The sequence below is a fragment of the Marinobacter sp. UBA2498 genome, assembly GCF_002341575.1.
GTDB lineage: Bacteria > Pseudomonadota > Gammaproteobacteria > Pseudomonadales > Oleiphilaceae > Marinobacter > Marinobacter manganoxydans.
This window is the reverse complement of record NZ_DDOI01000136.1, coordinates 47,300-54,240: the sequence shown is the minus strand read 5'-3', so window position 1 is coordinate 54,240 and position 6,941 is coordinate 47,300. Positions and strand designations below refer to the sequence as shown.

At 58.0% G+C, this 6,941-nt stretch carries 5 protein-coding genes; 4 read left to right on the top strand and 1 reads right to left on the bottom strand.

What is annotated here, in order from left to right:
• From B2W52_RS18850 to B2W52_RS18835, 4 genes are all read left to right on the top strand, one after another.
• A partial coding sequence (locus B2W52_RS18850; protein ID WP_286803893.1) for a PrkA family serine protein kinase occupies positions 1-1,226 on the top strand: 1,226 nt, incomplete at its 5' end.
• A 39-nt stretch (positions 1,227-1,265) separates the two neighbouring features.
• Positions 1,266-2,555: a YeaH/YhbH family protein gene (locus B2W52_RS18845; RefSeq protein ID WP_206748289.1), complete on the top strand. Its 1,290-nt coding sequence runs from the start codon at positions 1,266-1,268 to the stop codon at positions 2,553-2,555.
• Complete coding sequence (locus B2W52_RS18840; protein ID WP_273069406.1) at positions 2,552-4,111, top strand: SpoVR family protein; 1,560 nt, start codon at positions 2,552-2,554, stop codon at positions 4,109-4,111. Before B2W52_RS18845 ends, B2W52_RS18840 begins: the two co-directional genes overlap by 4 nt.
• 92 nt (positions 4,112-4,203) lie before the next feature.
• Positions 4,204-6,039 carry an alkaline phosphatase D family protein gene (locus B2W52_RS18835; RefSeq protein WP_286803892.1) on the top strand — a complete coding sequence of 612 codons (1,836 nt, stop codon included), beginning with the start codon at positions 4,204-4,206 and terminating at the stop codon, positions 6,037-6,039.
• Here the strand turns inward: B2W52_RS18835 and B2W52_RS18830 are convergent.
• Positions 6,040-6,941 (bottom strand): TrpB-like pyridoxal phosphate-dependent enzyme (locus tag B2W52_RS18830; RefSeq protein ID WP_286803891.1); only part of this gene is annotated, 902 nt, incomplete at its 5' end.

The following is a 6,941-nucleotide window of genomic DNA, read 5'->3' as shown; positions in this document are numbered from 1 at the left end:
TCTCCCAGGATGATCCGGATGCGTACAGCTTCAGCGGTGGCCTGTGTAAGGCCAACCAGGGCCTGATGGAGTTCGTGGAGATGTTCAAGGCTCCCATCAAGGTCCTGCATCCGTTGCTGACCGCGACCCAGGAAGGCAACTACAACACCACCGAAGGCATGGGCTCGGTGCCCTTTGATGGCGTGATCCTGGCCCACTCCAACGAATCAGAGTGGCAGACCTTCCGCAACAACAAACACAACGAGGCGTTCCTTGACCGGGTCTATATCGTCAAGGTGCCCTACTGTGTTCGGGTTACGGAGGAAATCGAGATCTACAAGAAACTGCTGAGCAACAGCTCCCTGGAAGGTGCTCCCTGCGCGCCCGACACTTTGGACATGCTGGCCCAGTTCTCCGTGCTGTCGCGCATCAAGGAGCCGGAAAACTCCAGCATCTTCTCCAAGATGCGGGTTTATGACGGCCAGAACATCAAGGACACGGACCCGAAAGCCAAATCGATCCAGGAGTACCGTGACGCCGCCGGCGTGATGGAAGGTATGGATGGGCTCTCCACACGTTTCGCCTTCAAGATCCTGTCCAAGGTGTTCAATTTCGACACCACTGAAGTGGCCGCCAACCCGGTGCATCTGCTCTACGTTCTTGAAAAACAGATCGAACAGGAGCAGTTCCCTGCTGAAACTCATGAGAAGTATCTCCGGTTCATCAAGGAATTCCTGGCACCGCACTATGTGCAGTTTATCGGCAAGGAAATCCAGACCGCATACCTCGAGAGCTACAGCGAATACGGCCAGAACCTGTTCGACCGTTACGTCACCTATGCTGATTTCTGGATTCAGGATCAGGAATACCGGGATCCGGATACCGGCGAGATCCTCGACCGCTCCTCAATCAACGAAGAGCTGGAAAAAATCGAGAAACCGGCGGGCATTTCCAACCCGAAGGATTTCCGCAACGAAGTGGTCAACTTCGTCCTGCGGGCCCGGGCGAACAACGGTGGCAAGAATCCGTCCTGGCTCAGCTACGAGAAACTGCGCGCCGTGATCGAGAAGAAAATGTTCTCGAACACCGAGGATCTGTTGCCTGTGATTTCTTTCAACCCGAAAGCGAGTCAGGAAGATCAGAACAAGCACAAGCAGTTCGTCGAGCGTATGGTCGACCGAGGCTACACGGAGAAGCAGGTGCGGCTGTTGGCTGAATGGTACCTGCGGGTTCGCAAGTCTCACTAAGTCAGTGACCATTCACTGAGCTGGAGTAACGCCATGGGAATGACCCACATAGTCGACCGGCGACTGAACGGTAAGAACAAGAGCGCAGTGAACCGTGAACGGTTCCTGCGCCGTTACCGACACCACATCAAACGTGCGGTGTCGGATGCTGTTCAGAAACGCTCGATCACCGATATAGAGCGGGGCGAGAAAGTCAGTATTCCGTCTCGCGACATTGAAGAACCCATCTTTCACCATGGCCAGGGCGGCAAGCGGGAGATGGTGCATCCGGGCAACCAGGAGTTTGTGGCCGGTGACACCATTCCCAAGCCCGATGGTGGTGGGGGCCAGGGCTCCGGGCAGGGGCAGGCCAGCCCGGACGGCGAAGGCATGGATGAGTTCGCTTTCCAGATTACGCAGGAAGAATTCCTGGATTTTCTGTTCGACGATCTCGAACTGCCGAACCTGGCCCGCAAGAAACTCAAGGATACCGAAGCCTTCAAATATGTCCGCTCTGGCTTCAGCACCGATGGGGTGCCGGCCAAGCTTGATGTAGTGCGCTCATTGCGCGGGGCCCACGCGCGCAGGCTGGGCCTGGGAGGGGCGCGCAAGAAGAAGATCCGGGATCTGGAAAAGCAGCTTGAAGCGCTGAAATCGGCGCCAGAAGATCTGGACCCGGCGTTCAGCCATGAGGATCAGATCCAGGTACTCGAGGAGGAAATCGCGCGACTGAAAGCAAACGTTCGCCGCATTCCCTTCATTGATGAAATCGACCTGCGCTATCGCCAGCACCTGAAAAAACCGCAGCCGGCCACCAGCGCCGTGATGTTTTGCCTGATGGATGTATCCGGATCCATGACCCAGATGCACAAGGACATCGCCAAGCGGTTTTTCATCCTGCTGTACCTGTTCCTCAAGAAAAACTACAAGAAGATCGAAGTGGTCTTCATCCGACATCACACCAGCGCCAAGGAAGTGGACGAGGAAGAGTTCTTCTATTCGCGGGAAACCGGGGGCACGATCGTCTCCAGCGCCCTCAAGCTGATGCACAAGATTATTGAGTCCCGTTATTCCCCGGCAGAATGGAACATCTACGCAGCGCAGGCGTCAGACGGGGATAACTGGAACGACGATTCCCCGGTATGCGGCAAGATCCTGGCCGACAATATCCTGCCGCTGGTTCAGTACTTTGCCTATGTGGAAATCACGCCGCAGGACCACCAGATGCTCTGGTATGAATACGAGAAGATTCAGGAGCAATTCCCCCAGAGCTTTGCCCTGCAGCAGATCGCCGACCCCGGTGAAATCTACCCGGTATTCCGCCAGCTGTTCGAGAGGAAAGCCGCATGACCAACCTCATGGACCGCCCCAATATGCCGGGAAGTGATCAGCCCAGGGCCCGGGAGCCAATCTCCACAGGCTCTGAGTGGACCTTCGAGCTGATCCAGGAATACGATGACGAGATTGCCAAGTGCGCCGCCGAGTTCGACCTGGACACCTACCCGAACCAGATCGAGGTGATCAGCGCAGAACAGATGATGGACGCCTACAGCTCCGTGGGCATGCCCGTTGGCTACCATCACTGGTCCTTCGGCAAACAGTTTCTCAGCACCTCAAAGGGCTATCAGCGCGGCCAGATGGGCCTGGCCTACGAGATCGTGATCAACTCCAATCCCTGCATCGCCTACCTGATGGAGGAAAACACCCTGCCGATGCAGGCGCTGGTTATTGCCCATGCCTCTTATGGCCACAACTCCTTCTTCAAGGGTAACTACCTGTTCCGCACCTGGACCGACGCCAGCGCGATCATCGATTACCTGGTGTTTGCCCGTCATTACGTGGCGGAGTGTGAGGAGCGCTATGGCGTGGACGCCGTGGAGGAAATCCTGGATTCCTGCCACGCCCTGATGAACTACGGGGTGGATCGGTACAAGCGGCCTGCCCCGATATCGGCGTCGGAAGAAATGCGACGCCAGAAAGAACGAGAAGAATACCAGCAACGGCGCATCAACGATCTCTGGCGCACCATTCCGAAAATGGACGACGATGATGACCCGGTAAAACGACGTAAACGCTATCCGGAGGAGCCCCAGGAGAACATTCTCTACTTCATCGAGAAAAACGCGCCATTGCTGGAAACCTGGCAGCGGGAAATCATCCGCATCGTGCGGAAGCTTGGGCAGTACTTCTATCCCCAGCGCCAGACCCAGGTCATGAATGAAGGATGGGCCACCTTCTGGCACTACACCCTGCTGCATCGCATGTACGACAAGGGGCTGGTGACCGACGGCTTCATGCTCGAGTTTCTGCAGAGCCACTCGGCGGTGGTGTACCAGCCGCCATATAACAGTCCCTGGTATTCCGGGCTTAATCCCTACACTCTTGGGTTCTCCATCTTTACGGATCTCCGCCGAATCTGCGAGAACCCCACCGAGGAAGACCGGGAGTGGTTCCCGGACATCGCTGGCAGCGACTGGCTGGAAACCCTGCATTTTGCGATGAAGAACTTCAAGGATGAGAGCTTCATCCAGCAGTTCCTCTCTCCCAAGGTAATGCGGGATCTGAAACTTTTCGCAATCCAGAATGATGATCAGGAAGACGTGTACCGGGTAACCGCCATCCACGACGACCCCGGCTACCGAGACCTGCGAGAGAAGCTGGCGCGCCAGTACAACCTCAGCTATCGGGAACCCAACATCCAGGTATGGAATGTGGATGTCCGCGGCGATCGCTCACTGACCCTGCGCCACATTCCCGTGGACCGCGTCCCCCTTGGAAAGGAAACTGACGAAGTCCTGCGGCACGTGCACCGGTTGTGGGGCTTTGATGTGCACCTCGAGAGCGTGGACGATGGCACCGTGGTGGAGGACCACCACTGCCCGCCCAGGGAAGTTGAGGAGGACTGAACCTGGAGCCTGGTGGCAAATCCGACGGGGTACTGGCCGGACCGGTACTTCGTCATTCAGCGCCTGACGCGATAGTTTTATGGCTCGTCACAATGGAGCGGGCCTCCTTCACTGTGCGAATTTTCCAGGGCGAAGATCTCCTCCTGGATCGCCCGCTGGAGAATTCAGAGATTACCCGGCTGTGGGTCGGTACCCGAGCCTGGTTGAATCTGCTGACCATTACTCCTGAAACTGCTCTTCCACAGGACACCCGGCTGGAATACGACCTGGGGCTCACCGCCGACGGCTCAGAGGTTTGCAAGTGGATCCGGACGTGGGCTCCACATCTCTGCCCCGAGGGCCGGGAGAGGCCGGGCTTTACCCTGAAATCCAGGCTGGACCGAATACTCCACGGCTCCTGCCGAAGACCCCACCACCCCTCTCCTGACGGGCTGGTTCGAGTGGATGAAGAGCTGCAGAAGGCAAAGAAGCTTGAGGACGTTCCGTCTCTGCTCCTGATGACCGGCGACCAGGTTTACGCCGATGATGTGGCCGGCCCGATGTTACATGCCATCCAGTGTGTCATTCACCAACTGGGCCTTTACCAGGAGGTACTGGAAGGCGCCTCGCTTTCGCACAGCAAGGAACTGACTTCGGTGGCGAATGCCTATTACCACCGGGATGAACTGCTGCCGGAATCCGAATTCAATGAAGACCTGACCGAGCGCTTCTTCGGTGGCGTCCGCAAACCGGTGTTCACCACGGCCAATGCGGGCAATCACCTGATTTCCTTTGCCGAGGTGATGGCCATGTATCTGCTGGTCTGGTCCCCGGAACCCTGGGCGTGTGTGACCAGTGCTGAACCGGTCGATGACCCGGACGAGCTGGCGCGCTATCGAAAAGAACAGGCCGCCATCGACGAGTTCCGCAAGAGCCTTCCGCAGGCAGCGCGGGCCATGGCCAACGTGCCCGTCTATATGATCTTTGACGATCATGACGTGACGGACGACTGGAATCTCTCCGCGCTCTGGGAAACCACCGCTTACGAACACCCCTTTTCCCGGCGCATCATTGGCAATGCCCTGCTGGGCTATCTTTTGTGCCAGGGCTGGGGCAACCAGCCTGGCAATTTCGGGCAGCTGATCGAACAGTGTCAGAGGCTGTTCGAGTCCAGCAACGGGCAACACGAGCTGGATACGGCCATTCAGGATGATCTGATCGACCAGCTGTTCCACTTTCAACACTGGCACTACAGCCTGCCAACATCACCCAGACTGGTGGTGCTGGACACCCGCACCCATCGCTGGCGGAGTGAAATCCGGCGTAGTCACCCCTCCGGATTGATGGACTGGGAATCACTGACCGATTTCCAACACGAAATCATGGGCGAGGATGCCGTCGTGGTGGTTTCGCCGGCGCCGATGTTCGGGGTAAAGCTCATCGAGATGATCCAGCGGGTGTTTACCTTCTTTGGCAAGCCGCTGTTGGTGGATGCTGAAAACTGGATGGCGCATCGGGGCGCGGCCAGTGTGCTACTGAATATTTTCGGCCACCCCCGAACGCCCAGACACTTCGTGATTCTCTCAGGCGATGTTCACTATTCGTTTGCCTACGATGTGAGGGTGCGCCACAAACAGAACGGCCCCCGCGTTTGGCAAATCACCAGTAGCGGCATCAAGAACGAATTCCCCAACGCCCTGCTGGAATGGCTGGACCGGCTCAATCGCTGGCTGTTCGCACCCTGGTCGCCCCTCAACTGGTTCACCAAGAGACGGCGCATGTGGATTTCCCCCAGGCTACCCGAGGGCCGCGAGGCCGGCGAGCGGCTCTGGAACGGCGCGGGCATCGGAGACGTGCGACTGGATGACGAGGGCGCACCCACCGCCATCCGACAACTGGATGCCGGCGGCGGGGGTACGATTTTCAAACAGCGGGCGAAAGACGACTGATCAGGCGTTGACCGAGGGCAGCCCGGACAGGGCCATGGCCAGTTCCTGTTCGTCGTATTCGTGGTCGCTCAGTTCACCGGCGAAGTAGGAGGTGTAGGCCGCCATATCGAAATGGCCATGGCCGCAGAGGTTGAACAGGATCACCTCTTCCTTGCCTTCCCGCTTACAGCGCAGGGCTTCGTCGATGGCGCCCTTGACCGCATGGTTGGCTTCCGGAGCCGGCACAATACCCTCGTTCCTGGCGAACAGGACACCGGCCTCGAAGCATTCCCGCTGGGTATAGGATACCGCATCAAAAAGCCCCAGTTCCTTGGCATGGGACACCAGTGGTGCCATACCGTGGTAGCGCAGACCACCGGCGTGGAATCCGGGCGGCGTAAAGCCGGAGCCCAGGGTATGCATCTTGGTGAGCGGGGTCATGTGGGCGGTATCGCCGTAATCGTAAGCGTATTTGCCCCGGGTCAGCGTGGGACAAGCCGAGGGCTCTACCGCCACAATCCGGGATTTCTCGCCGCCTCTCAGGGCGTGCCCCATAAACGGGAAAGCAATTCCGGCAAAGTTGGAACCACCGCCAGTACAACCCACAATCACATCGGGCCAGCAGTCCGCCATTTCCATCTGCTGCATGGCTTCCAGGCCAATGATGCTCTGGTGCAGCAATACGTGGTTGAGCACCGAACCCAGGGCATACTTCGTGTTCGGGTCCTGGACAGCCAGTTCCACCGCTTCGGAGATGGCAATACCCAGGCTGCCCGTGTGGTCCGGCGTCTCAGCCAGCACCTTGCGGCCAAACTCGGTCAGTTCCGAGGGCGAAGCCACACATTTGGCGCCGTAGGTTTCCATGACCGCCCGGCGATAGGGTTTCTGGTTGTAGGAAACCCGAACCTGAAACACGGTAACAT

Bases quoted from the DNA above. Each gene is read 5' to 3' on its own strand.
- B2W52_RS18845 (WP_206748289.1), top strand. From the start codon at position 1,266: ATGACCCACATAGTCGACCGGCGACTGAACGGTAAGAACAAGAGCGCA.
- B2W52_RS18835 (WP_286803892.1), top strand. From the start codon at position 4,204: ATGGAGCGGGCCTCCTTCACTGTGCGAATTTTCCAGGGCGAAGATCTC.
- B2W52_RS18840 (WP_273069406.1), top strand. From the start codon at position 2,552: ATGACCAACCTCATGGACCGCCCCAATATGCCGGGAAGTGATCAGCCC.